This is a genomic window from Salinimicrobium oceani (genome assembly GCF_012037645.1).
The window spans coordinates 1-282 of the sequence record NZ_JAAVJR010001662.1 but is presented as its reverse complement, the minus strand read 5'-3'; the positions used below and the strand labels follow the sequence as shown (position 1 = coordinate 282).

Annotated in this window: 1 rRNA gene; it reads left to right on the top strand. The window is 34.8% G+C overall.

Annotation, left to right across the window (positions count from 1 at the left end):
• Positions 1–188: 188 nt before the first annotated feature.
• A 23S ribosomal RNA gene (locus tag HC175_RS23520) occupies positions 189–282 on the top strand; the annotation flags it as partial.

The window sequence follows — 282 nt, the reverse complement described above, 5'->3', positions numbered from 1 at the left end:
TCATATCTACAGAAAGTTCATTGACATATTGGAAAATAAGAATACGAGAAACATAAAAATTTCTATAGTTGTAAAATTATAGATAGAGCAAATTATATTTAAAAGAGGTTAGAAGTATTGAGGAGAGAGTTAGTATTAACTTTTAACTCATAACGAATAACTTCGAAAGAGCATATTAGGTAAAAGCACATAAGCTAAATAAGGGCGTATGGGGAATGCCTAGGCTCTCAGAGGCGATGAAGGACGTGATAAGCTGCGAAAAGCTGCGGGGACTGGCACATA